The organism is Amycolatopsis sp. NPDC047767, assembly GCF_040704195.1.
Taxonomy (GTDB): Bacteria; Actinomycetota; Actinomycetes; order Mycobacteriales; family Pseudonocardiaceae; genus Amycolatopsis.
On sequence record NZ_JBEYSJ010000018.1, the window covers coordinates 72187 to 98115 of the forward strand.

Here is a 25929-nt window from a genome sequence, read left to right on the forward strand (position 1 = left end):
CCGGCGGCACCGGCAGCACACCGGAGAACCGCCCGGAACCGGCCGCCCTGCCACCTCCGTCACACCACGACAGGTCGGCAGCGGTGTCGCGCGCCGGATCCTCACGACCGTCGCGGTCGAAATCCTCTGTGTGGTAAGGGAAATTCATCACTGCTCCTGGGTCTTTCCGTGCTCCGGCGAGGTGAGGTGAGCCCGCGCAGCTCCCGCGCGAGGCACCGCACCGCGCCGGCGTTCCGGTCGCCCGAAGCGCAACACCCGGGTACCCACCCGACGGCGGCGGGCCGTGAACTCCGCGTGGCTCGGGGAAAACCGCATCTCGACTCCTCCGGTCACCCGGCCGAATCCCGGCCGGGGCGGGGTGGGGGCGGCCCGGGTCCCAGCGGTGTCCGAGCGAGATACCGCCCCGAGCCGCCCTCTCCCCTGGTCATTCCTTGCAGCGCTTGCCCGTGTTGATGCAGGAGACCACGCGGTTCATCTGCGACTGCGTCATGACGTTGGCGAAGTCGTCGTGGTCCGAACGGGGGTTGTGCTTCTCCTCGGGGAACGCGTCCACTTTGTACTGGCCCTTGACCTGCACGTCGTGCGGGATGTTGTAGACCAGGGTGATCTTCAGTTGCGGCACGGCCTTGAAGCCGCGCTTGCAGTTGCCGTTCGCGTCGGAGAAGACGATGTGGGTGCGGTGATTGGCGCTGTCGATGTTCTTGCCGTCCCAGCAGTTCGGGAAGGCGTGGATGCGCTCGACCTTGCTGCCGGTGGGGCAGATCGGGTAGTGGTCGGTCAGGCGGTCTTCGAAGCCCGAGCACGTCCAGCTGGCGCGGGCGTTGGCGGGACCGTTGGCGCCTTCCTTCGCGTCACCGTAGAGCACGCGCAGGAACCGCGGCATCGCCACGACCTTGCGCGCACCACCGCTGCCGAAGGACAGCGTCGCGGACACCACGCGCTGGATCTCGCCGTCGTTGCCGGCGACCTCGTTCGCGTCGTTCACGCCCGGGAGCTCGGCGGCCGCGCCGTTGTCCTGCTTCTGCTTCTGCTCCGTGGCGCTCTCGCCGGCGGCCGGATCGCTGTTGGCGCCGCCGTTGTCGAGGCCCGTGCTGTCGGAGTCCTGCACGGCGCAGCCCGCGAGCGCGGTCGGGTCCTCCGGCTTCACACCCTGCTCGGTCATCTTGTCCGAGATCTTCTTCAGCGACGCGGACCGCTTGCTCTTCAACGAGTTCAGCACCGCGGCCGAATCCTGCCCGGCCTCGACCTGCTTGTCGGCCTGGTCGACCTGCGCGTCCATCGCGTCGAGCTCGGTGTTCACCGCGTCCATGGCCGCGTCGGGCACGTCGGGCAGCTCGCTCACCACGTCGGGGCACTCGACCTGCGGCGCGGCGGCGCCCTTGGCCGCGCCCGCGCGGTCGCCGGCCACGTCGTCAGCCGGCGGGGAGGCTTCCGAAGACGCCGGGGCTTCTTCCTCGTCGCCGGTGTCGATGCGGACCACCGGCCAGTAGTAGGTGGACTTGTCGCCGTTCTTGCACGTGGTGCCGGCCTTGGCGAGGCTGCGGTTGGTCGAGTCGGCGTTGGTGGAGAGGTTGCCGACGTAGTCGTGCAGGTGCTGGGCGCCGTTGCGCACACCCGGCTGCGCGATGAAGTTGTCGGGGTTGAAGTGGCCGTTCTCGTTGCGTCCACAGTCGACGGTGAACGTGCCGCGCGCGCCGCGGTTCTGCGTCCGGCTCACGTTCGAGCCCTTCGGGACTTTGTTGATGTCCAGGAAGAACGACTTGTCGGCCGGGTCGGCGCCGGCGCGGTCGGGCTCGCCGGACGTGGCGTTCACGGCCAGCGCGCCGACCGCGAGGGCGAGGCCGAGCGCACCGGTGGCGATCGTGACGCGCTTCGCCGACCGGTGCCGGGGATGGTTCCTGGTCATGGTGCTGTGCTCACCTCGTTCGATCCTCCGGGCGCGCCGAACTACGGCCGCGGCCCGGGTGTGAACTACTTGGAGTCGAGATGCTCGGCAGCTCGGATGCGGGGGAATCCGGTGCCGGCACTGGGAAATACGGACGGGAAGGCGAAGTGGTTCAAAAAGAAATCGCCGCGTTATCCGCACGTGATCGGGAAGCCAGTCGTAGCGTCCACAAAGGACAGAGCATTTCCCCAGCGGGGAGGCTCAGCGGTCGACGACCACGAGCAGCGTGCCGTCGTCGGCCCGGACCTCGAACCGCGTGATCTCGTCGGCGGGCAGCGACGTGCCACCGGTCACGTGCAGCGGGTCGGGCGAGCCCGGGATCCCGTAGCCCTTCGCGGGCACGGACCAGCCCGTGACCGTGCGGATGTCGCCGGAGGAGGAGATGGCGAGCAGCTGGCAGTTCATCGGTCCCGCGACGCCGCTCAGGTCGAGGTCCACGGAGCTGCCCCACTCGCGCGGGGTCACGGTCACCCGCGCGGTCACGGCCGAAGCGCCCTGACCCGACGACGTGCCGCCACCGGGCGCGGACAGCGAGGAGGACGGCGCCGGCGGAACCGACGTCGGCGCGGCCAGGCTCACGGAGGGGCCGGCGGCGTCGGCCGGGCGCACCGCGAGCGTCACGAGCGGACCCGCCACGACGAGCGCGGCCGCGGCCGCCGCGGCGACGAGCCCGATGCGCCGGCGCCGCTTGCGCTTCACCGTCGCCTCGGCCATCAGCGCCCGCAGCACGCGCGGACCGGGCGCCAGCGTGCGCCCGGGCGTGACCGGTACCGGCGGCTCCGGCCAGTTCTTCTTCACGAGGTCGAGCACGTCGGGCAGCTGGTGCAGCTCGACGAGGTCGAGCTGGCAGTGCGGGCAGTCGAGCAGGTGTTCCTCGAACCGCGTGTTGTCGGCCTCACTGAGCACGCCGAGCACGTACGCGGCGAGGTCGGTGTGCGGGGACCCGGCCACCGTCACCTCACCCCCGCTCGCGCATGGCCTTCCGCAGGGCGCGGACGGCGTGGTGGATTCGCGACTTGACGGTGCCGGGCGGCACCCCCAGGGTGGCGGCGACCTCGTTCACGGTCCGGTCGGCCAGGTACGTCTGCTGCACGGCCTCCCGGTGCTCGGGCGAAAGCCCTTGCAGCGCCTCGTAGAGGATCATGGCCGCCACGGTCTTGTCCGACTCGTCGGACACGAACACGGCGTCGGACTCGATCTCCTCGAGCTCCTGCGGACGGACACTGCGGCTGCGCCAGCCGTCGATGACGATGCGCCGAGCGACGGTGAACAGCCACGCGCGCAGCATCGCCGGCCTCCGGTCGAGCTTGTCGGCATTGCGCCACGCCTTGATCAACGTCTCCTGCACCACGTCCTCCGCCCACTGCCGGTCGTGACCGGTCAGGCGCAGCGCGAAACCCATCAAGGCTCCGCCGAACTCTTGGTACAACGCTTTGGCCAGGTCGTCATGAACTCCGGGGTTTTCGGTTTCATGATCGTCCGTCGGGCTCAGCGTTCGATTGTGCCGTCCCACGCGGGCCATCTTTGTGGCAACGGCACCATTTCGTCCAGTACCAAAATCACGGGCTTTGGTCACGAAAGTTTTTTGAACCGTGTCGAACCCGTGTCCGTATCCACCGTCGAAGACCCCGACAAAGCGTCGTTCCCCCGCGACGCGCCGCATTCACCCTGGGCTTACTGTCCACAGTGGATCAACTGCGCCCTTTTCCCGTCGTTCCCCCGCGACGGTGCGCAGTTCCGCCCCCTGGAGGAAGCCGTGAACCGCTTGTTCCGCACAGCGGCACCGCCCGCTGTGTGCCTGGCCGCATTCACAGTGTTGACCGCATGTCAGTCCGGAACCGCTCCCGGTGGCTATTCCGCGAGCGCAGGCTCGATGACCATGCCGATGGAGATGCCGGCCGACCAGACCGACCCGGCGAAAGCCGCCTTGCGTGCCGCGCGCGCGTTCGACCTCGGCCCGGTGGTCGTGGACGGAAGCGGTTTCGCCGTCTACCGCTACGACCGCGACAGCGCCAAGCCGTCTCGTTCCCGCTGCGACGACGAGTGCGCGCAGAAGTGGCTGCCCGTCCGCGCGAGTGGTGACGTGAAGCTCACCGGCATCGACCGTGACCTTGTGGGAAGCGTCACGCGCTCCGACGGCACGGACCAGGTCACCCTCGCCGGCTGGCCGCTCTACCGCTTCACCGGCGACGAAATGCCGGGTCAGACCGCCGGGCAGGACGCCGACCGCGCGTGGTTCCCGCTGTCGCCCGACGGCCGCAAGATCGAGACCACCACCGACACCTGGCGGACCGATGCGTTCCGGATCTGAGCTCGCCCGAAGGTTCGTCCGCGTCGTTGTCGTGCTGCTCGCCGCCCTCGTGGTGCTGCAGCCGGCCCCCGCGTCCGCCCAGACCGGCACCGACGCCGGCGACCAGCTGCTGCTCGTGAAGGTGCGCCAGGCCGGTCTGTGGGAGATGCCCGCCGGGACCTGGGCCGAAACCCGCGGCGCGAGCCCGAAGGTGCGGGAGGTCGGCGCCGCGATCATGGTCGACCACGGCCGGCTCGACGTGATGACACGCCAGCTCGCCGCGAAGCTCAACGTCGCGCTGCCCGCCGAGCCGTCGGCCGAGCAGATGGGCTGGCTCAACGAACTGCAGAACGCCCCCACCCCGCAGGACTTCGACCGCATCTTCGCCAACCGCCTGCGCGCGGCCCACGGCCAGGTGTTCGCCGTCATCGCACAGGTCCGTGCCGGTACGCGCAACCCCGAGATCCGCGCATACGCGACCGTCGCGAACCAGGCCGTGCTGCGGCACATGACACTGCTGGAGAGCACCGGTTTCGTGGACTTCACCGCGTTGCCGCAGGCCAACGTGGCCAGTTCCGCGGCGCCCGCGGGCGCCGCCCTCGACCTGCGGACCGGCGACATCCTCACCGGCGCCCTGCTGATCCTGCTGGTCGGCGGCGCGACGCTGCTCGGGATCCGTTACCTCAAGTCCGGCCGCCTGCGCGGCGGCCGGCTCCGCCCGAACTCAGGAGAAACCCATGGTTGACACCGTCCACGAGGCGGTGACCACCCTCGCTCAGCAGTCCACCGACCCGGCCGCCCGCGGCATCGCGGCGCTCTCGGCGAGGCTGTCGTACGCGTTCATGTGCCTCACGCTGTGCTGGGGCGTGCTCACCGCCACGGGCTGGGTGCGCTCGGTCACCGGCCGCAAGGCCCTGCGCAGCGGCCACCTCACCCTGGCGACGCTCACGCTCTCGTTCGGCTGCCTGCACGCGCTGGGGTTCCTCTACCTCACCGTGAACCCGTTCTCGCTGGCCTACATCACGATCCCGTTCATGCCGGGCACGCTCGCCCGGCACACGTTCGGCATCGTCGGTCTGGAGCTGATGCTGGCCATCGCGCTCACCACGTGCGTGCAGCGCTGGACGTCGTACCGGCGCTGGCTGTGGCTGCACCGGCTGGCCTACCCGGCCGTCGCGCTGACCGCGTTGCACGCGTTCTTCGGCGCGATCGCCAACGGTCACCTCGCGACGTTGTGGCTCGTCGGCATCACGCTGCTCGTCCCCCCGGTCACGCTGTCGCTGCTGCGGTTCCTGCCGCCGCGGACGCTCGAGCGGATCGGCCTCGTCGAGGAGCAGGTGGCGTGAAACTCCCCGGCAGCGGACCGCGCGTGAGCGTCGACAACGACCGGTGCGAGCTCTACGGAATCTGTGCGATGGAGGCCCCCGGCCTCTTCGACCTCGGCCGGGACGGGCGCCTGCGCTTCCGCAAGCGCCTGCTCGAGCCCGAAGACATGACCCAAGCGATCGCCGCGGCACGCGTGTGCCCGATGCAGGCGGTCGTGCTGAGAGGGGAACTCGATGGCTGACGGCGATCGGATCGTCATCGTCGGCGCAGGTGTCGCCGGCCTGCGCGCGGCGGAACGACTGCGTGAGCTCGGCTTCGACGGCGAGATCGTGATGGTGGGCGACGAGGCCCGCCGCCCGTACCACCGGCCGATGATCTCCAAGCAGCTCGTGATGGGAGCGGCGCGGCCGCCCGACACCACGCTGCGGGCCTACGGCGACCTCGACGTCCACTGGCGGCTCGGCACGCGGGCGACGCACCTCGACACCGTCGAGCGCGTCGTGCACCTGCCCGGCGGCGAATCGCTCTGGTACGACGGGCTCGTGCTGGCCACCGGCGTCGTGCCGCGGCACCTGCCCGGCTCGCCGCGCCACGACCCGCGCGTGCGGGTGCTGCGCACGATCGACGACGCGCTGGCCGTGCGGCACTGCCTGCACGCGAGCAACAAGCCGGCCGTGGTGATCGGCGGTGGCCTGATCGGCAACGAGTTCGCCGCGAGCATGCGCCACCTCGGCCGCGACGTCACGCTCGTCGGCCACGCGAAGGCGCCGCTGCACCGCTTCGGCAGCCGGATCTCCGACGCGGTGGTGAAGCTGCACAAGGAACACCGCACGAAGCTGGCGATGGGCTCGGAGGTGCGGCACTGGATCAGCACCGACGACACCGTCGGACTGCACCTGACGAACAACAAGCTGCTCGTGGCGAGCTGCGTCGTGCTCGCGATCGGCAGCGTCCCGGCGGTCGACTACCTGCGCGGCTCGGGTCTCGACGTCGAGGACGGCGTGCTGTGCGAGCCGACGCTGTTCGCCGAGGGCGCCGACGACGTCGTGGTGGCCGGTGACCTCGCGCGCTGGCCCAACCTGCGCTTCGACGAGGTGCCGCGCCGCGTCGAGCACTGGATCAACGCCGTGGAGTCGGCGCGGGCGGCCGCGGAGAACCTGATCGCGGGCCGGTCGGCGGCCACTCCGTTCGCGCCGCTGCCGCGGGCGTGGTCGACGCTGTATGACGTGCGGCTGCAGATGGCGGGCCTGCCGGCGCTGGGCGAGGACACCGTCTCGCTCGCCGACGGCATCACCGGGTTCATCCGCGCGGGACAGCTCGTGGGCATCACGGCGTGGGACAAGCCGCGCGCGATGCTCGACTGGACGGCCGAGCTCGACCGGCGGCTGCCGGTGCCGCAGTACACACCGGCGGCCGCCCCCGAGCCGGTCGAGACCTGGCCCGACGACGAACAGTTCGACACCGACGAGCGGTTCGACACGCAGGAGTTCTACGCGGAGTTCGCCGACGAGCTCGGCACGGTCCAGGACTACGCGCGGTGAGAGCCGGGGGTCGCCGCGCGCGGCGGCTGCCCCCTCCTGCCGGTCACCACGCCGTCCCTGCGGCTGGACGGTGTGGTGGCCGGCCCTTCAGAGCCGTTCGACGATGGTGACGTTGGCGGTGCCGCCGCCTTCGCACATCGTCTGCAGGCCGAACCGCGCGTCGCGGCGTTCGAGCTCGTGCAGGAGCGTGGCGAACAGCTTCGTGCCCGAAGCGCCGATCGGGTGGCCGAGCGCGATGGCGCCGCCGTTGACGTTCACGCGGTCCGGGTCGGCGCCGGTCTCGTCGAGCCACGCGAGCACGACGCTGGCGAACGCCTCGTTGACCTCGAACAGGTCGATGTCCCGGATCGTCAGGCCGGTCTTGCGCAGCGCGTGCGCGGTCGCCGGGATCGGGCCGGTGAGCATCCACACCGGATCCGCGGCCCGCACCGACAGGTGGTGGATGCGTGCCTTGGGCTTCAGCTTGTGCTCCCGCACGAACGCTTCCGAGGCGAGCAGGGTCGCGCTCGCGCCGTCGGAAAGCTGGCTGGAGACCGCGGCGGTGATGCAGGAGCCTTCGGAAAGCGGCTTCAGCGCGGCCATCTTGGCGAGGCTGGTGTCGCGACGGGGACCTTCGTCCACGCGGAAGTCGACGTAGGCCACGAGTTCGGCGTCGAAGCGCCCTTCGTCGATGGCGGCGGCCGCGCGTTCGTGGCTGCGCAGCGCGAACTCCTCCAGCTGCGCGCGCGAGAGGTCCCAGCGGCGCGCGATGAGATCGGCGCTGCGGAACTGCGAGACCTCCTCGGCGCCGTAGCGCTCCTGCCAGCCCTTCGAGCCCGAGAACGGGTCGGGGAACCCCAGCTCACGCCCGGCGAGCATCGCCGAACCGATCGGCACGGCCGACATGTTCTGCACCCCGCCCGCGAGCACGAGGTCGGCCGTGCCGCTGAGCACCGCCTGCGCGGCGAAGTGCACGGCCTGCTGGCTCGAACCGCACTGGCGGTCGACGGTCACGCCCGGCACGTGGTCGGGGAACCCGGCGGCGAGCCACGCGGTGCGCGCGAGGTTGCCGGCCTGCGGGCCGAGCGTGTCGACGCAGCCGAGGATCACGTCGTCGACCAGTGCCGGGTCGATTCGCGTCCGGTGCATCAGCGCCCGGATCACGTGCGCGCCGAGGTCCCCGGGGTGCACCGCCGAGAGCGCGCCGCCGCGCCGGCCGACGGGCGTGCGCACGGCGTCGAGCACGTAGGCCTCAGCCACGGCGCCTCCTGCGGGTCGCGATGCCGTCGAGCAGGATGCCGAGGTACTGGTCGGCGACGTCGTGGGCGCTCAGCGCGCCTTCGGGGTTGTACCAGCGCACGGCGACCCAGACCGTGTCGCGGATGAAGCGGTAGACGAGCTCCACGTCGAGGTCCGGGCGGAAGACGCCGGCCTCGACGCCGTCGGTGAGGATGCCGTTCCAGAGCTTGCGGAACTCGGCGTTGCGGTCGTTGAGGTAGGCGAAGCGCGGCAGCTGCATGAGGTGCTGGGCTTCGTTCTGGTAGATCGCGACCTCGGCGGGGCGGCGGTGGATCGAGTCGAACGACGCGACGACCACGGCTTCCAACGTCTCGCGCGGGCCTTTGCGCTCCGCGACGATCTCGGCGTAGGCCCCGAAGAGCTCGTCGAGGAAGCCGGACAGGATCTCGTCGGCCATCGACTCCTTCGAGTCGAAGTGGTGGTACAGGCTGCCCGACAGGATGCCCGCGGCATCGGCGATGTCGCGGACCGTGGTGGACACGTACCCGCGCTCGGCGAACAGCTTCGCGGCGAGCGCGAGCAGCTCGGCTCGCCGGGATCCGGGGGCGTTCTTCACTCGTTCCACCTCACGCGTGCTGGGCACTGACCGACACCACCTCGCCGGTGAGGTACGAGGCGTACTCACTGGCCAGGAACACCATCACATTCGCCACCTCCCACGGCTGCGCCGCCCTCCCCGAGACCTCGCGCGCGGTGAGCTCGGCGAGCAGCTCGTCGCTGGTCACCTTCGCGAGGTTGACGTGCATCGCGAGGCTGGGCGCGACGGCGTTCACGCGCACGTCGTAGGGCGCGGCGTCCACGGCGGCGCAGCGGGTCAGGGCCATCACGCCGGCCTTCGCGGCGGCGTAGTGGGCCTGGCCCTCCTGCGCGCGCCAGCCGAGCACACTCGCGTTGTTCACGATGGCGCCGCCGGATTTCTGCACCGCGAACCGGCGCAGGGCCGCGCGTGTGGCCCGGAAGGTGCCGGTGAGCGTCACGTCGAGCACGCGCGACCACTCGTCGTCGGACATGTCGAGCAGCGAGCAGGTGCCGCCGAGACCGGCGTTGTTCACGAGCACGTCGAGGCGGCCGTAGTGCTCGACGGCCGCGTCGATGAGGTGCTGCACGTCTTCTTCGCGCGTGACGTCGCAGGGCACGCCGGGCACGCCGAGGTCGGCCGCGGTCTCCTTGAGACGGCGTTCGTGGCGGTCGCTGATGAGGACGTTCGCGCCTTCTTCCAGACAGCGTTTCGCGGCCGCGGAGCCGATGCCGGTGCCCGCTGCCGCGGTGACCACGACGACCTTGTCCTTGAGCAGGTTGTTGGCACGCGGGTACTTCGGGACGGTGATCACGGGCGGGCCGCCCGGGGCAGGCCGAGCACGCGCTCGGCGATCACGGTGCGCTGGATCTCGTCGGAGCCGCCGTAGATGGTGTCGGCGCGGGAGAAGAGGAACAGGCGTTGCCAGCGGTCTTCGGTCGCGATCAGGCCCGCGGTGCCGCGCACGAGCATGGCCAGCTCGCCCAGCTTGCGGTGCCAGCCGGCCCAGACCAGCTTCGCGACGGACGCGGCGCCGGGCCCGTCGGGTGCGCGCAGGGCGTGCGCGTGCATGACTTCGAGGCCGACCCACGCCCGGGCGATGGCTTCGGCGATGTGCGGATCCGTTGCCACTCCGGACGTTTCGGCCAGCTCCGTGATCGCCTCCAGCTCCCGACGGAACCCGACCTGCTGCCCGAGCGTCGCGACGCCGCGTTCGAACCCGAGCAGCCCCATCGCAACCCGCCAGCCGTCACCGGGCGCGCCGACCACGAGGTCCTTGGCGGTGCGCGCTTCGGTGAAGAAGACCTCGTTGAACTCGGCCGTGCCGGTGAGCTGACGAATCGGCCGGACCTCCACGCCGTCCTGGTGCATGGGGATGAGCAGGAACGACAGCCCGTGGTGGCGTTTGCTGCCCGGCTCGGTGCGGACGAGCGCGAAGCACCAATCGGCGACGTGAGCGAGGGAAGTCCAGACTTTCTGGCCGGTGATCACCCACTCGTCGTTGCGGAGCCGGGCTTTCGTGGCGACCGCGGCGAGGTCGGACCCCGCGCCGGGTTCGGAGTAGCCCTGGCACCACAGCTCGTCGACGGCGAGGATCTTCGGCAGGAACCGGCGTTGCTGCGCTTCGGTGCCGAACGCGATGAGCGCCGGCCCCAGCAGCTCCTGCCCGAGGTGTCCCACCCGCGCGGGCGCGTCGGCACGGGCGTACTCCTCGTGGAACGCGACCTGCTGCTCGATCGTCGCACCGCGCCCGCCGTGCGCGGTCGGCCAGCCGATCCCGTTCCACCCGGCGGCGCCGAGTTTCCGTTCCCAGGCCCGGCGTTCCGCGAAGGCTTCGTGCTCACGGCCGGGCCCGCCGAGGCCTTTCAGTTTCGGATCGAGGTGCTCGGCCAGCCAGGTGCGGATCCGCGTCCGGAACTCGTCCACCGCGTTCTCCTCTCTGGCCCCGGGGCTCGTCAGTAGGTTACCCTACCAAGCACTTGCTAGGGAGGTCTGCGATGACGCTGACGGTCCCCGCAGCACTCGACGCGGCCGCGGAGCGGGACCCCACGGGCGAAGCCGTGGCCGACGGCGACGTCCGGCTGACGTGGGCCGCGCTGCGCTCCCGCGTGCGTGTCTTCGCAGGCTTCCTGTCTTCCCACGGCGTTGGCCTCGGTGATCGGGTCGCGGTGTGCTCCCCCAACACTTGGCACTGGGTCGTGGCCGGCCTGGGCGTGCTGTACGCGGGCGCGACCCTCGTTCCGGTGAGCACCCGGTTCACCGCGCGGGAGACTCTGGATGTGCTTTCTCGCGCCCGGGTCTCGGGTTTGGTGATCACGGGCCGGTTCCTCGGCACTTCGCGGCTGGCCGCGTTGTACTCCCTGCCACCGCTCGTCGTGCGGGTTCCGGTCGAAGGTGCAGAACCTCCGGTGCCGGGCGTCGTCGAATGGTCCGATGTGGACGGCACTTGCGATGCGGCGGCGGTGACCCCGGACGACGTCAGCGACATCCTCTTCACCTCCGGCACCACCGGCCGCAGCAAGGGCGCCATGAGCGCGCATCGTCAAGCCCTCGGGGTGGCGGCGGCGTGGGCTTCGTGCGCCTCTCTGTCCGCACAGGACCGGTACCTGGTGGTGAACCCGTTCTTCCACAGTTTCGGTTACAAGGCCGGCATCCTGGCCTGCGTCCTGACGGGCGCGACGATCGTTCCGCAACGCGTCTTCGATGTTGTTACGACGTTGCAGCTGATCGAACAGGAACGCATCACCGTGCTCCCCGGCGCCCCGACCGTCTACCAAATGCTCCTGGACGCCCCCGGCCGCTCACGCCACGACCTGTCCACTTTGCGCCTGGCCGTCACGGGCGCAGCCACCGTCCCCGCGTCGTTGGTGACCCGCATGCACTCCGACCTGGGCTTCGACACGGTACTCACGGCCTACGGCCTGACCGAAGCCGTCGTCGCCACCATGAGCCGGCCGACCGATCCGCTGGACGTGATCGCCCACTTTTCCGGCCTCCCCACGGCCGACATGGAAATCCGTCTCGGCGCCCACGACGAGATCCTCCTGCGCGGCCCCAACGTCATGCTCGGCTACCTCGACGACCCGGCCGCCACCGCGTCCGCCATCGACCCCGCCGGCTGGCTCCACACCGGCGACGTCGGGCACTTGTCCCCCGACGGCCACCTCCGCATCACCGACCGCCTCAAGGACCTCTACGTCACCGGCGGCTTCAACGTCTACCCCGCCGAGGTCGAGCAGGTGCTCGCCACCCACCCCGCCATCGCCGACTCCGCCGTCGTCGGCCACCCCGACCCCCGCCTGGGCGAGGTGGGCCGCGCCTACATCGTCCCCCGCCCCGGCGCCGCCGTGTCCGCCGAACAGGTTTTGGCTTACTGCAAGGAAAAACTGGCGAACTACAAGGTTCCGCGCTCGGTCGAGTTCATGTCCGCCCTCCCCCGCAACCCCTCGGGCAAGGTCCTCAAACGCCTTCTGCGCGACGCCCCACCCGACCCCGCCTCTGCTACGCCCACCACCCCGGTCCCACCACAGGAGCGCCCGCATGCCTGAGTCCTCGCACCGGGCGTGCTTGCCATCACGGCCACGCCGCGCAGACCCGACGTCCTCCAGTCGGCACTTCGCATGTCCTAGGCCGCCACACGAACCCCTCCGTCCCATCCCCACCACGAACCGGCCCGCTTGGTGGAATCCCGAGGAGCTCACCCATGCCTGAAGCCCTCGACAACCACTGCGCCTCCATCGCCCTCGTCACCGGATCGGGCCGGCCCACCGCAACGGCGCGAACACCGATGCCTGAAACCCTCCACCAACACCAAGGCGCCACCACCCTCGTCACCGCGAACCGGCCGACCCTCCACAACCGGCGAAGACCGCACCAATGTCCGAAGACGTGCGCGCACACCGTGGCCCGATTCCCTTCTGACTGTGAACCCACCACAGCAACCGGAAATCACAATGGCTGAAGAAGCGCACGAAAGTCGTGTCCTTGTCCCCATTCTCGCCGCGGACCGGGCCCACCACCGCAACCCGGGAGACCACAATGACTCACGACGCGCACAAAAGTCGCGTCCTCATCCCCGTCCTCGCCGCGGACCAGGCCCACCACCGCAACCCGGGACACCACAATGACTCACGACGCGCACAAAAGTCATGCCCTCATCCCCATCCTCGCCCCGGAACAGGCCAACCACCGCAACCGGGGAGACCACAATGACTGACGACACGCACAAAAGTCATGCCCTCATCCCCATCCTCGCCGGGTACGGGGCCGACCACAGCAATCGGGGAGGACTCACCGATGTCTGAAGTCCTCTACGAACGCCGCGGCCCGACCGCCGTCGTGACCATGAACCGGCCGGAGTACCGCAACGCCCAGAACTCCGCGATGACCTACGCCCTCGACGATGCCTTCACCCGCGCCGTCGAAGACTCCGACGTCAAGGTCATCGTCCTGGCCGGCGCGGGCAACCACTTCTCCGCCGGCCACGACATCGGCTCCCCCGGCCGCGACGCCGACGTCTCGTTCCCCCGCCGCGCAGTGACCTGGTGGGACCACGTCGACGCTCCCGGCGCCGACCAGCGCTTCGCCCGCGAATCGGAGGTCTACCTCGGCATGTGCCGTCGCTGGCGGGACCTGCCGAAGCCCACCATCGCCGCCGTCCACGGCGCCTGCATCGCGGGCGCCCTCATGCTCGCCTGGACGTGCGACCTCATCGTCGCCTCCGACGACGCCTTCTTCGCCGACCCCGTGGTCCGCATGGGAATCCCCGGCGTCGAGTACTTCGCCCACCCCTGGGTCCTCGGCCCGCGCGCCGCCAAGGAAGTCCTCTTCACCGGCGCCCGCTTCTCCGCCGACCAGGCCCTGACGTGGGGCATGGTCAACCGCGTCGTCCCCCGCGCTGCCCTGGAATCCGAGGCTCTGTCACTGGCCGCCCAGATCGCCGAGATGCCCCGCTTCGGCCTGGCCCTCGCCAAAAAAGCCGTCAACCAAGCCGAAGACCTCATGGGCCTGCGCAACGGCATGGACTCCGCATTCGCCCTCCACCACCTCGCCCACGCCCACAACGCCGAAACCACCGGCGACTCCCTCGGCGGCCACAACGCCCACTCCATGCGCCACCCCACACCGCCAACGCCCCACGCTGCGCCAACCCCCGCCGCCGACGCCACCTCAGGCGCCACCAGCCCCGACCCCACAAATCACAGCCCCGCAAGCAACACTGGTCCCACATTCGCAGTCCGCCCTGCCTTAGCCTTCACCACCTCAGCCTTCACCAGCCCGGATTCCACCGACCACGCCACGAATCCCGGCATCTCGAGCAACACCAACCCCGAATCCGCTGGCCACCCCACGGATCACGGCACCGCAAGCAACATCGGTCCTGATTCCTCTGGCCTTCCCCCTGACCACCGCCCTACGGCCGTCGCCAATCCCACCGGCCAGCCCACGGGTCGCCGCAGCGCCAGCAAGACCAGTCCCGAACCCCCTGGCCCTACCACAGACCGACACCCTCCAGCCGTTACGAATCCCGAACCAGCCGCCCACCCCACGGATCAGCGCAGCGCCAGCAACACCAGTCCCGAATCCTCTGGCCCTCCCAGAGATCACCGCCCTTCAGGCGTCACCAGTCCCGAATCCGCCGGCAGCCCCACAGATCACGGTGCCGCAGGCAGGACCGGTCCTGAACCCACCGGCCAGCCCACGGGTCGCCGTATCCCAAGTAACGCCAGCGCCGAATCCGCCGACCGCGCCACGGCCCGCCGCAACTCGGCCGGCCTCGGACCCGAGCCCACTGGCGGTGCGGCCGAAAGCGGAGCGTGAGCCCAGTGGACCTCGAACTAGGCCCCGCTGCCGAGGCATTTCGCGACGAGGCGCGCGAGTGGCTGGCCACGCACGTGCCGCGCGAGCCCTTGCCCTCGTTCGACACGGCCGAGGGCTTCGCAGCACACCGCGTCTGGGAAGAGGAGCTCGCCGATGCGCGCTGGTCCGTCGTCTCCTGGCCCCGCGAGTACGGCGGCCGCGACGCGAGCCTCCTCGAGTGGGTCCTGTTCGAGGAGGAGTACTACGCCGCCGGCGCGCCCGCGCGGGTGAACCAGAACGGCATCTTCATGCTCGCCCCCACCCTCTTCTCCCACGGCACCCCCGAGCAGCGCACCCGGATCCTGCCCAAAATGGCGCGCTCACAAGAAGTGTGGGCCCAGGCGTGGTCCGAACCGGAAGCCGGCAGCGACCTCGCCTCCCTCCGCAGCACTGCCACCCGCACCGACGGCGGCTGGCTCCTCAACGGCCAGAAGACCTGGAGCTCCCGCGCCGCCTTCGCGGACCGGGCGTTCGGCCTGTTCCGCAGCGAACCCGGCTCGGCGCGCCACCGCGGCCTCATTTACCTCATGGCCGACCTCCGCGCCCCCGGCGTCACTGTGCGCCCCATCTCCCAGCTCGACGGCGAGCCCGGCTTCGCCGAGATCTTCTTCGACGACGCCTTCGTCCCGGACACCGACATCATCGGCACCCCCGGCGACGGCTGGCGCGTCGCCATGACCACCGCCGCCAACGAACGCGGCCTCTCTCTGCGCAGCCCCGGCAGATTTCTTGCCGCCGTAAGACGTCTCGCCGACCTCTGGTCCGCCTCAGGCCGACCCGACGCCACAGCCGCCCAGGTCGCCGACGCCTGGATCGGCGCCCGCGCCTACCAGCTCCACACGTTCGCGACCGTCACCCGCCTCGCCGACGGCACCCAATCCGGCCCGGAAGCCAGCGTCACCAAGCTTTTCTGGTCACACCTCGACCTCTCCCTCCACGAAACCGCACTCGACCTCCTCGGCCCGCCCGCCGAACTCCGCGGCCCTTGGCCCGACGGCTGGCTCTTCTCCCTCGCCGGCCCCCTCTACGGCGGCACCGACCAAATCCAGCGCGGCATCATCGCCGAGCGACTGCTCGGCCTCCCGAGAGGAGACCGATGAGGTTCACCCTCTCCCCCGACCACCTCGACTTCGCCGCCTCCCTCACGGCCCTGCTCACCACCCTCGACTGCGACACCGCCACCCGCGCCTGGGCCATCGGCAACCCCGGCCCGGGCCTGAAAATCTGGCGCCGACTCGCCGACCAGGGCCTCCAATCCCTCACCATCCCCACTCACCACGGCGGTCTCGCCACCGCCAACCGCCCAGCCGATGATCACACTCCAGCCGGCGCCGGCGGTTCAGGCGCGGACGTCGTCGATGCCGTCGTCGCCTTCGAAGTACTGGGCCGTTTCTGCCCGCCCGGCCCGTGGACCGACGCCGCGGTGCTGCCGCTGCTGCTCGACGACGGCGTGCTGGCCTCCGTGGCCACCGGCGAAACACTCGTATCGCTCTCCTTCCCACCTCACGTTCCCTTCGCCCTCGACGCCGACCTCGCCGACGCGCGCTACCTCGTCGACGGCCTGCGCCTCCGCACCTTCACACCCGGCGCCGCCCTCTCCTCCCTCGACGCAGCACGCCGCCTGTTCGAACCCGTGCCCGGGACCGACGTCGGTCCCGCGCTCGCACCGGAGCGCGCGTTCGACCTCGGCGCCCTCCTCACCGCGGCCCAGCTCCTCGGCGCCGGCCGGTGGCTCCTCGAAGCCTCGGTCAGCCACGCCCTCACCCGCCGCCAGTTCGGCCGCGAGATAGGCCGCTACCAGGCCGTGCAGCACCTCCTCGCCGACGTCGCCACGGCCCTCGAACTCGCGACCCCCCTCCTCCACGGCGCCGCGGTCACCGGCGAGCCCGCCGACGTCTCCGCCGCCAAGACCGCCTGCGGCGACGCCGCCCACCTCGCCGCCCGGACGGCGCTCCAGGTCCACGGCGCCGTCGGCTACGCCGCCGAACACCCGCTCGGCCTGCGCCTCACGCGCGTCCGCGCCCTCGTCGGCGCCTGGGGCACCCCGGCGGAACACCGCCGACGCGTCCTGGCGGCGATCGCACCGTGACGTTCACGCCCGAGCAGGACGACCTCCGCGCCAGCGTCCGCAAGCTCCTCGACCGCGAGGCCGAGCCGTGGCCTGCCCTGTGCGCCCAGGTGGGTGCCGCAGCCCTCACCGTGCCCGAACGGTTCGGCGGGTTCGCCATCGAACCGGCGACCCAGCCGGCAGATCCGGCCGACTCGATCCACCACTCCGGCCCGATCCGCCCGCGCCAGCCGGCCGCTCCAGGCTCTCCGGACGACGCCATCGGCCTCACCGAGGTGCAGATCGTCGCGGAAGAACTCGGCCGCGACCTCACCGACGTACCGTTTCTCGGCTCCTCCGTCCTCGCCGTCACCTCCCTCCTCGCCACCACCAACACCAACACGAACGCCACCGAGACCGACTCTCCGGTCCTGGCCCGCCTGCTCCCGGCCCTGGCCGAGGGCATCGTCGGCGCTCTCGCCTGGACCGCCGACGGGCACTGGGACCCTCTGCAGCCCGCCTTCACCGCTGACGAGTCCACAGTGAACGGAACCGCCCACTACGTACTTGACGCCGCCGGCGCCGACGTCCTCCTGGCCGCCGCCCGAACCCCGGACGGACCCGCCCTTTTCGAGGTCGACCCCGCGAGCCCCGGCGTCCGGTGCGAACCCGTACCGACGATGGACGAGACCCGCCACCTCGCCACCGTGACGCTCGACCGTGTCCGCGCGCGTCCGCTCGGACGGGTCGACCTCGCACGGGTCCGCGACGTCGCCTGTGCCGTCCTCGCCGCCGAACAGGCCGGCGCCGCGGCCCGGGCGCTCGAGCTCACCGTGGAGTACACGCGCCGGCGGGTGCAGTTCGGCCGCCCGATCGGGAGCTTCCAGGCGCTCAAGCACCGAATGGCCGACCTCCACGTGCTCGTCGAGACCGCACGCTCAGCCGCCTACGCCGCGCCGGGGTCGCCGCGGCTCGCGGCGGTGGCGAAGGTGCACTGCAGCGAGGTGTTCGCCGCGGTCGCCGCCGAGATGATCCAGCTGCACGGCGGCATCGCCATCACCTGGGACCATCCCGCGCACCGGTACTTCAAACGAGCACACGCCACCTCGCAGCTTTTCGGCGCACCCCATCACCACCTTTCGCGCGTCCACCCCTAGCGGGGTAGGGCCACCCCCCGTGCGGGTTCTGGGGTCTGCCGGGTTCTGCTCGACCGGCTTCCCCGAAAAACTCGACGAGGTGACCACAGACAATCTCGTCCTCCCGGCCGCGGCCGGCCCGGGCAGCGACTTCGCCCGCCTTTCCCGTCGCATCACCGACGCGGGGCTGCTCGCGCGGCGCCCCGGCTACTACACGGCCAGGATCGCCGTGGTGGCCACGCTGTTCGCCGGCGGCTGCGTCGCCTTCGCGCTCCTCGGGGACTCGTGGTGGCAGCTCGCCGTCGCCGCGTTCCAGGCCTTCATGTTCGGCCAGATCGCCCTGCTCTCCCACGACCTCGCCCACCGCCAGGTGTTCCGCACGCGACGCCCGACCGAAGCCGCCGGGCTCCTCGCGGGCAACCTGGGCGTGGGCATGAGCTACGGCTGGTGGATGGACAAGCACACCCGCCACCACGCGAACCCCAACCACGAGGAGCTGGATCCCGACGTCGACCCCGACATCCTCGTCTGGTCGAAGGACCAGGCCCGCGCCAGCCGCGGCGTGCCCCGATTCATCGGCCGGCACCAGGCGTTCCTCTTCTTCCCGCTGCTCACGCTCGAAGGCCTGAACCTGCATTGGTCCGGCATCCGCGCGGTCGCCCGGCCCGGCCTGCGCCGGCGTGGCCTCGAGGCCACTCTCCTGGCGCTGCACTTCGCGACCTACCTCACCGCGCTGTTCGTCGTCCTCCCGCCGGGCTTGGCCCTGGTCTTCTTCGCCGTCCACCAGGGACTGTGGGGTGTCTACATGGGATCGATCTTCGCGCCGAACCACAAGGGCATGCCGACGCTCACCGGCCGCCCCCAGCTCGACTTCCTCCGCAAGCAGGTGCTCACCTCGCGCAACGTCCGCGGCGGCGCGATCGTGGACGTCGCCCTCGGCGGCCTCAACTACCAGATCGAGCACCACCTCTTCCCGAGCATGCCGTCGGTGCACTTGCGACGCGCGCAACCGATCGTGCAGGGCTACTGCGCCGAGCTCGGCATTCCCTACCTGCAGACGAGCCTCGTGGAGTCCTACCGGCAGGCGCTGACCCACCTGCACGAAGCTGGGGCTCCTCTCAGGAAGCGTTCGTAGACTCGGGGGCATGCTCAGGAAAACTGTCTCGGCACTCGGTGACCTCCCGGTGGCCTTCGGCGCGAAGGCCACCGGCGCGCGTGCCGAGCGGATGCGTCGCTCGCCGCAGTACGCCGACGGCGTCTTCCACAACGCCTCACCCACGCGCTCGTCCCCGTCGCCGTCGGCCGCCGGCGGCATCCTGCGCGAGCTGCTCTTCGGCGACGACCGCGACCGCCGCAAGCCGACCGGAGAGATCCCGCTCGTGGCCGATGCCGCTGCCGATTCCGCCAAAGGGCTGTTCCTCACCTGGTACGGCCACGCGTCGACGCTCGTGGAGATCGACGGCGCCCGCGTGCTGTGCGATCCGGTGTGGAGCGACCGGGTCTCGCCCGCCGCTTTCGTCGGCCCGCGCCGCCTGCACGCCGCGCCGGTGCCGCTGGACGCCGTCGGCCGAATCGACGCGATCGTGATCTCCCACGACCACTACGACCACCTCGACCTCGCCACCGTGCGCGCCCTGCTCGAGGCGCACGACGCGCCGTTCCTCGTGCCGCTGGGCGTCGGCGCGCACCTGGAGCGGTGGCACGTGCCGGCTTCGCGGATCGTCGAGCTCGACTGGCACGAGGAAGCCGAGGTCGCCGGTATCCGGTTCGTGGCGACGCCGGCCCAGCACTTCTCCGGCCGCGGCATCGGCAATGACAGCACCCTGTGGACGTCGTGGGTCATCGCCGGGCCGCAGCACAAGGTGTTCTACAGCGGGGACACCGGCTACTTCGACGGCTTCGCCAAGATCGGCGACGAGTACGGACCGTTCGACGCCACACTCATCCAGGTCGGTGCGTACGCCCCGCACTGGCCGGACATCCACATGACGCCCGAAGAGGGCATCGCCGCACACATCGACGTTCGCGGTGGGCTGCTCGTGCCGGTGCACTGGGCCACGTTCTCCCTCGCCATGCACCCCTGGGGCGAGCCTGCGGACCGGGTGTGGCGTGAGGCCAAGGCGAACGACCTCGCGCTCGCCGTGCCGAAGCCCGGTCAGCGGATCGACGTGGCGAACCCGCCCGCGGTGGACGGTTGGTGGCAGACGCTGGGATGACGCCCTGGGTCTTCGCTCGCCGTCCTTGAGGCGGTGCTCGGGTCTCCGGTGCGAATGAGCTTGTTTACGCGCCACCGAATCGACTTCTGCTGCGTACATCGCTGTTCCGTTCTCTCATGAATGTGACGGTGTGCTGCTCGAGGGTGTGCTGCTCGAGGGTGTGCTGCTCGAGTGCAGAAATAGTTGCCGCTGAAGGATTTCCGCGCCGAGGAGGACGGGGCGGAGTCGCACCGCGTCCGGCTGCTTTTGATGAATCCGACGTTAGCGCGCCTGAGGCGGCAATCGCCGCCCTTCACCCGAGTGACCACCCGATCGTGCGAACGTGTGTTCGAGTCAATGACACCCGGGGTGCGCCAGACTTGGTGGCAGGGTCCGAAGTTTCCCGGTCACGACGGCAACGCCTCGCTGTCAAACTCGACCCGTTCCGTCGCACTTACAACATCCTGCAGCCCCACCAGGCCCTCGCCGACAGGACGCCGCGACAAGCGCACGCACCGGCACGGGGACCCGGTGAACCACCGGGTCCGACCGTCCCGTTGACGGGATCCCTTACGCATTCAGCGCTTGGTCTCGTACCTGGCCAGGACCACACCGTCGGGAAACGTCCGGGTCTCCAGCAGGGTCAGGTTCACCCAGTTGTCCAGGGCCGTGAAGAACGGCGTGCCGCTGCCCACCAAGACCGGAGCGGTAGCCAGCACGTACTCGTCGATCAGCCCGGCCCGCATCGCCGCTGCGGCGAGTGTGGCGCCGCCGATGTCAATGGGGCCGCCGTCCTCGGCCTTGAGCCGGGTGATCTCGGTGACCGCGTCGCCGGCGACCAGGCGGCTGTTCCAGTCGACCGTGCTGATCGTCGAGGAAAACACCACCTTCGGCATATCCCGCCAACGGCGGGCGTACTCGATCTCCGCCGGTGTGACACCGGGTCGCTGGTCGGCGGTCGGCCAGTGGGAACTCATCACCTCCCACAGTTTGCGTCCGTACAGCGCCAGGTCGGTCGCCCCCACCCGGTCGGACCACCACTGGAACAGCTCGTCGCTCGGCACGCTCCAGCCAAGGTCGTCGCCGGGTGCGGCGATGTAGCCGTCCAGGGACACGTTCATGCCGAAGGTCAGTTTCCGCATGGCGTCAGCCTCCCGTGAGTCGGTATTGCGCGTACAGACCGGCACGGCGCCAAAAAATCATCGGTCGGCCACCCGATCGTGCGAACATGTGTTCGAATCGATGACACCAGTGGATCACCGTGGGCATGATGGAACGGTGCTGCTCCAGTGATCCTTACTCGTCACCCATGTCTGGGCGCCCGCACGCTGTAGATCCCGCGTCGGCGAGCCGTTCCTGCAGCCTCGCGTGCCGGAACTGATACACCTCGCCGACCTGCCGCAGCACCCCGCGCCGGTGCGCGTCGGCGAGGAAAGCCATGAATCCCCAAGGAATCCGACCCCGCGACGCCAGCCAGAGCCGCGTGAACGCGAACGCGCCCCACGCCCGCGCCAAACACACACTCACACCGACAGAAAGGCCGAACAGACCGCCACCCACCACTGCCTGCGCCGCACTCGTCGCGGGCAGGAACACCTGACCGCCGATGACCGCGCCGGCGATCCCGTAGGCGACACCACCCAGGTTCGCCACGAGGTACCGGCCCAGCAGCCCGGCGGCCACCCCGCCCGCCAGGCCGAGCACCACGTCGTAGTGCCCGTTCAGCACCTCGAAGGTGGACTCCGCGGGGGTGAGGGCCAGTGCCAAACCGTAGAAGAGACCCAGGGAGACCATGAATGACAACGTGAACGAGAGGGCCGCGGCGCGATCGTGGCGTAGCACGGTCTCCGGGCTGGAGACCCGGTTCGCGTCCAGCGGTGTGCCCAGCCAGACGTGCACGCCGATGGCCAGGCCGAACACGAGCGCGAGCAGGCTGATCACCCAGGCCGGAAGCGACCAGCCGAGGCCGAGGCAGACTCCGATCACGGCGCCCACCGCGAACCGGCGGGCGAAACGGCCGGCGGTGCCCGCGAACCTCGGTTCCACTCGCAACGGGCCCGGGCGGCGCCCGACACTGTGGGTGACGCAGCCCGCGATGGCGAAGGAGCCTCCGTAGATCGCGCCGATCACCGGGCCGGCGGCCAGCCAGCCGGTGAGGGCGAACAGCACCGCGGGCGGCAGCCCGAGGTACAGGCCGACGACGAGCCTCGGCACGGAGCGGTCCAGCTGCCACCAGGCGAGGTCGCGGGTGTGTTCGTGTTCGAGCCGGCGCGCGAGGAAGGTGAGCCAGCGCTCGGCCTGTGTGGGGTCGTAGTCGCGCGGCCGGTGTGGACGGGCGAGCTGAGCGGGAGGTGCGGGTTTGCGGGTGTAGACGGCAGGGAGGTACGCGTCGAGGAGGTGTCGTTCGACGGATGCGCGATCCGGGAATCGCGTGGGGTCGCAGAGTTCGCCGGGATCGGTGGCGGGGTTCGCGTAGGCAGTCCTGGCCAGGTCGACCATCAGGGGCGTGCGCAGGGCTTGGGCGAGGGGCCCGGTCGGCTCGCGCCGCAGCCGGCGGACGAGCGGGTCCCAGCGGGTCTCGCCGGAGCGTCGGCGGGCGGTGAGGAAGTCGATCGTGTCCTCGATCTCGACCGGCTCGATCTCCACCACCGCGGCGCGGGTCAGGAAGGAGCCCGTTCGGCGGACCGCGAGCTCGTACTCGGCGCTGCGGCAGGTCACCACCAGAGGGCGACCGACGCCGACAGCCTGGTCAAGCGCGTCGATCGCGGCGGTGTGGAGGCCGGGCGGGGTTTCGTCGAGACCGTCGAGGACCGGGATGATCCGGCCTTCGAGGACCAGGCGCAGGCCGGCGTCCTCGCCGTAGGCGGCGGTGTTCGCGAGGCCCGGGTACTCCTCGACCAGCTTGCGCGCCAGCCAGGTGTGCAGGTGTTCGCGGTGCGGGTTCCAGGAGGCGAGTGGCAGCAGCACCGGCACCGGCTCGCCCGGTGGTGGGTCGGTGAGCAGACCGAGAGTGAGGAGGATCGCCAGCACGGACTTACCGGCGCCGGGCTCGCCGAGTACCACGAGCTGCCGGGCCGGGACCTGGCGGAACTTCGCGACGAGGTCGGTCAGGTCGCCGCTCAACACGAGGCGGTCCGGGCCCTCGCCGGGGCGGCCGCCGAGCACCGCTGACGCGGCGGCGGCGACCTCGCGCTCGGTGCTCGACCAATTCAACGGCACGGGCTCCGGCCGCTTGAGCGAGCGCAACTCGGCTTCGGCCGTCCACTGCCGGGAGATCGCCGCGGCGAGCTCTTTCACCGCGCGGTCGAGCTCGTCCGGCGGTGCGGCGGTGGCGGGCACGGTGGCGGCCAGGCGGTTCTCGCCGCGGAGGATGCGTTCGTGAAGGTCGCGGACATCCGGGCCGGGGTCGATGCCGAGCTCTTCGGCGAGGTCGGCGCGTAGGCGCTGGAACACCTTGAGTGCGTCCGCCTGCCGGCCGGAGCGGTCGAGCGCGAGCATCAGCTGGGCGTGCGGCCGTTCGCGGAGCGGGTGCTCGGCGACGACCTCGGCGAGTTCGTCGATGACCTCGCGGTGCTGGCCGAGCGCGATCTGCCAGTCGACGCACGACTCGAACGCGTCGAGGCGCTGCTCGTCCAGCCGGGCGGCGCGGCTGATCAGCGCGGGGGTGTCGAGGCCGTCGAGTGCGGGGCCACGCCAGAGCTTGAGCGCGGTGCGGATCTCGCGCACGCCGTCGCGCAGGGCGCCCTGCTCGGCGAAGCGCTTGGCGTCGGCGAGGCCTTTGGTGAAGCGGAGCAGGTCGAGCTGGTCGTCGGCGACGGTGATCCGGTAGCCGGGACCGTCGGTGACGATGATGCGCTGCTCGGCGTCACCGAGCCGTTCGCGCAGGGCCGACACGCAGTTCTGCACCTGCTTGGTGGCCGTGGCGGGCGGCTCGCCCTCCCACGTGGCCTCGACGAGCCTCGCCATCGGGACGACGGCGTTGGGGGTGAGCAGCAACGTCGCCAACACCCGCTGGTGCCGGGTTCCCGGGAGGGGCAGTCGTCCCCCGGCCGTCCAGATCTCCAACGGCCCCAGCACACAGAAGTCCATCCACGTCCCTCCCCGGACCGTGATCATACCTGCGCTGACCTGCGTGAGGACGGCGTGATGACGACACGAGGACGGAGCTCGGCACGGTTGAGCCATCCGGTCGCCCACTCCGGGGGTGGCCGCTCAAGGGGAGAGAACCGCCATGTCGAAGATCCGTTCCGCCGCCGCGATCGCGGCCGCCATCGCCGGTGTCGCCGCCGGCACCGTGCTCGCCGCGGCGCCGGCCTCCGCCGCGACCGCGCCGTGTCCGGTGAACTACTACTGCTTCTACGAGAACGCGAGCTACACGGGCTGGCACCTGAACTACAACTCCACCCCGTCGGGAAGCTTCAACAAGCCGCCGGCATCAAGCGGTGACAAGCGCAGCCAGCTGTCGTCGATCATCAACAACGGCAACCGCACCATCTGCCTCTACAACCACCGCGGCGTCCTGGGCGACAAGCTGATCCTCAAGGTCAGCCCGTTCAAGGACTACAAGAACCTCGCCGACATCCCGGGCACCAACGACAAGGCCGACTCCTGGAAGATCAACGCCTGCTGATCCCCCGCTTCGGACCGAGTCGCCGGCGCCGTGAGGGGTGCGCCGGCGACTCGGTCCGGTCGTCGCGCGAGTGCGCGTGGCACGCTGGACGGCATGAAGCTCAAGCTCGACCTGCACGACATCTACAACCGCAGCGGCGAGATCGACCGGGCGCTGCGGGCGGTGATCGACGAGGCCGTGGCGAAGAAGGCGCCGCTCGTGGAGATCATCCCGGGCAAGGGGGCCGGGCAGCTGAAGAAGCACGTGCTGCGGTTCTTGGAGCAGAAGGAGATCAAGGCGCTCTACCACCGCGTGGAGAAGGACAAGGACAACTTCGGGCGGGTGTTCGTGCACTTCAGGTGGAAGTAAGCGCGTTAGAGCCAGTCGTCCGGGCGGGGCCAGGGCACGAGGGCCGCGAGTGGGTCCGGCACGGGTTCCGTGACGGTGTACTGGCCGCGGTGGAAGAGGAGCGGCCGGGCATCGGAGGTGTCGCCGAGTGCGGTCACGCGGCCGATGACAACGTGGTGGTCGCCGGCGGGGTGCACGGTCTCGAGGGCGCAGTCGAGCCACGTGAGGGCGCCGTGGATCAGCGGGGCCCCGGACGGGGCGGGATGCCAGGCGACGGTGGCGAACTTGTCGTCGCCGCGGGTGCCGAAGGTGGCGCTGATGTCGCGCTGGTGTTCGGCGAGGACGTTGACGGCGAAGCGACCCGTGGCGGCGAGGACCGGCCAGGTGCGCGACGTGCGGGCCACGCAGAACAACGCCAGCGGCGGATCCAGCGACAACGCCGCGAAAGACTGACACGCGAACCCTACGGGCGCGGCCCCGTCGTGGCCGGTGACGACGGTGACGCCGGTGCAGAAGTGCCCGAGCACGGCGCGGAATCGAGACGGATCGAGTATGGCGGTCATCCCGGTCTCACCGACGTTTCGGTGGGACGCCAGGTCGTCGGCTGATTCGAGGCATACGTGCGCGGGAGCGGGCGGAGAAGGCTGCTCAGCGACGGAGACGTCGGAAACTCGCGGTGAAGTCGCGAGTCCAGGGGGGCGCTGCGGAGTCGCCGCGCGCGGCGAAGGCTGCGAAGCAACGTGGTCATTGGCAACCGCCCACTAGGTCGCGGCCATGGACCGGCACCGCGGTGCCGCCGCGCGGAGAGAAAACTGCGCAGCGACGCGGTCAACGGCAA

Annotated in this window: 23 protein-coding genes and 1 pseudogene; 14 read left to right on the plus strand and 10 right to left on the minus strand. The window is 70.6% G+C overall.

Annotated features, from left to right (window positions below; all coding sequences use genetic code 11):
- Window positions 1–424 precede the first annotated feature (424 nt).
- The 3 genes from AB0878_RS29155 to AB0878_RS29165 form a co-directional block, all read right to left on the minus strand.
- A complete protein-coding gene (locus AB0878_RS29155) occupies window positions 425–1906 on the minus strand; it encodes a DUF1996 domain-containing protein (protein ID WP_366583417.1) in 1482 nt (493 codons plus the stop codon).
- 240 nt (window positions 1907–2146) lie between these two features.
- Window positions 2147–2896 (minus strand): zf-HC2 domain-containing protein, encoded by a 750-nt coding sequence (locus AB0878_RS29160; protein ID WP_366583418.1) that lies wholly within the window; start codon window positions 2894–2896, stop codon window positions 2147–2149.
- A 7-nt stretch (window positions 2897–2903) separates the two neighbouring features.
- On the minus strand, window positions 2904–3347 hold the full coding sequence (locus AB0878_RS29165) for a sigma-70 family RNA polymerase sigma factor (RefSeq protein WP_285969050.1): 444 nt from the start codon (window positions 3345–3347) through the stop codon (window positions 2904–2906).
- Between AB0878_RS29165 and AB0878_RS29170 the strand changes: the two genes are divergently transcribed.
- From AB0878_RS29170 to AB0878_RS29190, 5 genes are read left to right on the plus strand one after another with little or no spacing between them, the layout of a single operon-like run.
- Window positions 3318–4256, plus strand: a complete 939-nt coding sequence (locus AB0878_RS29170; RefSeq protein WP_366583419.1) for a hypothetical protein — start codon at window positions 3318–3320, stop codon at window positions 4254–4256. The two genes, AB0878_RS29165 and AB0878_RS29170, sit on opposite strands and share 30 nt — an antisense overlap.
- On the plus strand, window positions 4240–4980 hold the full coding sequence (locus AB0878_RS29175; protein WP_366583420.1) for a DUF4142 domain-containing protein: 741 nt from the start codon (window positions 4240–4242) through the stop codon (window positions 4978–4980). The genes AB0878_RS29170 and AB0878_RS29175 overlap by 17 nt, the downstream gene beginning before the upstream one ends.
- Window positions 4973–5581, plus strand: a complete 609-nt coding sequence (locus AB0878_RS29180; RefSeq protein WP_366583421.1) for a ferric reductase-like transmembrane domain-containing protein — start codon at window positions 4973–4975, stop codon at window positions 5579–5581. The genes AB0878_RS29175 and AB0878_RS29180 overlap by 8 nt, the downstream gene beginning before the upstream one ends.
- The gene (locus tag AB0878_RS29185) at window positions 5578–5802 is read left to right on the plus strand and encodes a ferredoxin (RefSeq protein ID WP_220238256.1); all 225 of its coding nucleotides are present in this window, start codon (window positions 5578–5580) and stop codon (window positions 5800–5802) included. The genes AB0878_RS29180 and AB0878_RS29185 overlap by 4 nt, the downstream gene beginning before the upstream one ends.
- Window positions 5795–7102, plus strand: coding sequence for an FAD-dependent oxidoreductase (locus AB0878_RS29190; protein ID WP_366583422.1), 1308 nt, complete (start codon window positions 5795–5797; stop codon window positions 7100–7102). The genes AB0878_RS29185 and AB0878_RS29190 overlap by 8 nt, the downstream gene beginning before the upstream one ends.
- A gap of 87 nt (window positions 7103–7189) precedes the next feature.
- Here AB0878_RS29190 and AB0878_RS29195 read toward each other — a convergent pair whose 3' ends face one another.
- Genes AB0878_RS29195 through AB0878_RS29210 form a run of 4 tightly spaced genes read right to left on the minus strand, consistent with a single transcriptional unit; the run spans window position 7190 to window position 10823 of the window.
- Window positions 7190–8341, minus strand: coding sequence for an acetyl-CoA C-acetyltransferase (locus AB0878_RS29195; protein WP_366583423.1), 1152 nt, complete (start codon window positions 8339–8341; stop codon window positions 7190–7192).
- Entirely contained in the window at window positions 8334–8936 is a 603-nt protein-coding gene (locus AB0878_RS29200; protein WP_366583424.1) for a TetR/AcrR family transcriptional regulator, read from the minus strand. The genes AB0878_RS29195 and AB0878_RS29200 overlap by 8 nt, the downstream gene beginning before the upstream one ends.
- A 10-nt stretch (window positions 8937–8946) precedes the next feature.
- Complete coding sequence (locus AB0878_RS29205; RefSeq protein WP_366583425.1) at window positions 8947–9711, minus strand: SDR family oxidoreductase; 765 nt, start codon at window positions 9709–9711, stop codon at window positions 8947–8949.
- Complete coding sequence (locus AB0878_RS29210; protein WP_366583426.1) at window positions 9708–10823, minus strand: acyl-CoA dehydrogenase family protein; 1116 nt, start codon at window positions 10821–10823, stop codon at window positions 9708–9710. The genes AB0878_RS29205 and AB0878_RS29210 overlap by 4 nt, the downstream gene beginning before the upstream one ends.
- A gap of 71 nt (window positions 10824–10894) precedes the next feature.
- On the opposite strand from AB0878_RS29210, the gene AB0878_RS29215 reads away from it, so the two are divergent.
- The 7 genes and pseudogenes from AB0878_RS29215 to AB0878_RS29245 all read left to right on the plus strand — a co-directional run bounded on the left by AB0878_RS29215 (window position 10895) and on the right by AB0878_RS29245 (window position 20155).
- Complete coding sequence (locus tag AB0878_RS29215; protein ID WP_366583427.1) at window positions 10895–12445, plus strand: FadD3 family acyl-CoA ligase; 1551 nt, start codon at window positions 10895–10897, stop codon at window positions 12443–12445.
- Between the two features lie 748 nt (window positions 12446–13193).
- Window positions 13194–14012 (plus strand): annotated as a pseudogene (locus tag AB0878_RS29220) (enoyl-CoA hydratase); the annotation flags it as partial.
- A 710-nt stretch (window positions 14013–14722) separates the two neighbouring features.
- On the plus strand, window positions 14723–15856 hold the full coding sequence (locus tag AB0878_RS29225; RefSeq protein WP_366583428.1) for an acyl-CoA dehydrogenase family protein: 1134 nt from the start codon (window positions 14723–14725) through the stop codon (window positions 15854–15856).
- Complete coding sequence (locus AB0878_RS29230; protein ID WP_366583429.1) at window positions 15853–16845, plus strand: acyl-CoA dehydrogenase family protein; 993 nt, start codon at window positions 15853–15855, stop codon at window positions 16843–16845. Before AB0878_RS29225 ends, AB0878_RS29230 begins: the two co-directional genes overlap by 4 nt.
- Window positions 16842–17960, plus strand: coding sequence for an acyl-CoA dehydrogenase family protein (locus AB0878_RS29235; protein ID WP_366583430.1), 1119 nt, complete (start codon window positions 16842–16844; stop codon window positions 17958–17960). Before AB0878_RS29230 ends, AB0878_RS29235 begins: the two co-directional genes overlap by 4 nt.
- A gap of 79 nt (window positions 17961–18039) precedes the next feature.
- Complete coding sequence (locus AB0878_RS29240; protein WP_366583431.1) at window positions 18040–19074, plus strand: acyl-CoA desaturase; 1035 nt, start codon at window positions 18040–18042, stop codon at window positions 19072–19074.
- A 10-nt stretch (window positions 19075–19084) separates the two neighbouring features.
- Window positions 19085–20155: an MBL fold metallo-hydrolase gene (locus AB0878_RS29245; protein WP_366583432.1), complete on the plus strand. Its 1071-nt coding sequence runs from the start codon at window positions 19085–19087 to the stop codon at window positions 20153–20155.
- A 557-nt stretch (window positions 20156–20712) separates the two neighbouring features.
- Here AB0878_RS29245 and AB0878_RS29250 read toward each other — a convergent pair.
- Window positions 20713–21276, minus strand: a complete 564-nt coding sequence (locus AB0878_RS29250) for a dihydrofolate reductase family protein (protein WP_366583515.1) — start codon at window positions 21274–21276, stop codon at window positions 20713–20715.
- A gap of 154 nt (window positions 21277–21430) precedes the next feature.
- Window positions 21431–24223, minus strand: a complete 2793-nt coding sequence (locus tag AB0878_RS29255; RefSeq protein WP_366583433.1) for a BTAD domain-containing putative transcriptional regulator — start codon at window positions 24221–24223, stop codon at window positions 21431–21433.
- A gap of 142 nt (window positions 24224–24365) precedes the next feature.
- On the opposite strand from AB0878_RS29255, the gene AB0878_RS29260 reads away from it, so the two are divergent.
- Together AB0878_RS29260 and AB0878_RS29265 are read left to right on the plus strand one after the other, a co-directional pair.
- Window positions 24366–24764, plus strand: coding sequence for a peptidase inhibitor family I36 protein (locus tag AB0878_RS29260; protein WP_366583434.1), 399 nt, complete (start codon window positions 24366–24368; stop codon window positions 24762–24764).
- Between the two features lie 93 nt (window positions 24765–24857).
- The gene (locus tag AB0878_RS29265; RefSeq protein WP_366583435.1) at window positions 24858–25112 is read left to right on the plus strand and encodes a Smr/MutS family protein; all 255 of its coding nucleotides are present in this window, start codon (window positions 24858–24860) and stop codon (window positions 25110–25112) included.
- Between the two features lie 5 nt (window positions 25113–25117).
- Here AB0878_RS29265 and hsaB read toward each other — a convergent pair whose 3' ends face one another.
- Entirely contained in the window at window positions 25118–25654 is a 537-nt protein-coding gene (gene hsaB, locus AB0878_RS29270; protein WP_366583436.1) for a 3-hydroxy-9,10-secoandrosta-1,3,5(10)-triene-9,17-dione monooxygenase reductase subunit, read from the minus strand.
- Window positions 25655–25929 lie beyond the last annotated feature (275 nt).

Excerpts from the sequence above, each read along its gene's own strand:
- AB0878_RS29165 (WP_285969050.1), bottom strand. The coding sequence starts at position 3,347 with ATGGGTTTCGCGCTGCGCCTGACCGGTCACGACCGGCAGTGGGCGGAG.
- AB0878_RS29180 (WP_366583421.1), top strand. The coding sequence starts at position 4,973 with ATGGTTGACACCGTCCACGAGGCGGTGACCACCCTCGCTCAGCAGTCC.
- AB0878_RS29245 (WP_366583432.1), top strand. The coding sequence starts at position 19,085 with ATGCTCAGGAAAACTGTCTCGGCACTCGGTGACCTCCCGGTGGCCTTC.
- AB0878_RS29215 (WP_366583427.1), top strand. The coding sequence starts at position 10,895 with ATGACGCTGACGGTCCCCGCAGCACTCGACGCGGCCGCGGAGCGGGAC.
- AB0878_RS29255 (WP_366583433.1), bottom strand. The coding sequence starts at position 24,223 with ATGGACTTCTGTGTGCTGGGGCCGTTGGAGATCTGGACGGCCGGGGGA.
- hsaB (WP_366583436.1), bottom strand. The coding sequence starts at position 25,654 with ATGACCGCCATACTCGATCCGTCTCGATTCCGCGCCGTGCTCGGGCAC.
- AB0878_RS29230 (WP_366583429.1), top strand. The coding sequence starts at position 15,853 with ATGAGGTTCACCCTCTCCCCCGACCACCTCGACTTCGCCGCCTCCCTC.
- AB0878_RS29260 (WP_366583434.1), top strand. The coding sequence starts at position 24,366 with ATGTCGAAGATCCGTTCCGCCGCCGCGATCGCGGCCGCCATCGCCGGT.
- AB0878_RS29175 (WP_366583420.1), top strand. The coding sequence starts at position 4,240 with ATGCGTTCCGGATCTGAGCTCGCCCGAAGGTTCGTCCGCGTCGTTGTC.
- AB0878_RS29250 (WP_366583515.1), bottom strand. The coding sequence starts at position 21,276 with ATGCGGAAACTGACCTTCGGCATGAACGTGTCCCTGGACGGCTACATC.
- AB0878_RS29155 (WP_366583417.1), bottom strand. The coding sequence starts at position 1,906 with ATGACCAGGAACCATCCCCGGCACCGGTCGGCGAAGCGCGTCACGATC.
- AB0878_RS29265 (WP_366583435.1), top strand. The coding sequence starts at position 24,858 with ATGAAGCTCAAGCTCGACCTGCACGACATCTACAACCGCAGCGGCGAG.
- AB0878_RS29190 (WP_366583422.1), top strand. The coding sequence starts at position 5,795 with ATGGCTGACGGCGATCGGATCGTCATCGTCGGCGCAGGTGTCGCCGGC.